The organism is Xanthobacter sp. BG11Y11_SDJG (assembly GCF_057364445.1).
Window position 1 is genome coordinate 1 of sequence record NZ_JBNFNU010000902.1, and the last position, 515, is coordinate 515.

General features: G+C 77.1%; 1 protein-coding gene. It reads right to left on the reverse strand.

The features are described from left to right. Positions 1-292: DUF429 domain-containing protein (locus tag AC2W7M_RS27210; protein WP_486136363.1), on the reverse strand; the 292-nt coding region annotated here is incomplete at its 3' end. Positions 293-515 lie beyond the last annotated feature (223 nt).

The window sequence follows — 515 nt, forward strand, 5'->3', positions numbered from 1 at the left end:
GCCGAGCCCGGCCGCCACCGCGCGCGGACGGCACCGAGAACACGGAGGACTGCCGGCGGCCGAGATGCGGGCGCACCAGCCGTTCGGGCGGACGCCCGCGCGGGCCGACGCGCTCGGGAAGGCCGATGGGGATGTCGATGGCGGCGATGCGCGGAGCGCCGTCGCCGGCGAAGAGGTCGGCGAGGTCGGCGATCCGGGACAGGGACAAGGGCCCGGCGCCATCCCACGCGGCGACGATCCAGCCGCCGGGGCAGCCGTCGATGCCGGCGCAGAGGGCGGTTTGCGTGGCCATGGCGCGCGGCTCAGTCCTCTCCCGGCTTGGCCTTAGGCAAGGGGATGGGGGACGCCTGGGGCACGGGGGCGGTGTAGTATTGCGCCCCGTCACCGAGCCGGTGACGGCGGGTCCGTGATCGCCGGGCGCGTAGGACATGGGCGGCGGCCGCTGGCCTTCCGGCCCGACGATCCAGCCCGGCGGCAGGTTGCCCGGCGGCAAGGTGCCTGGCGGCGCGGGGCCG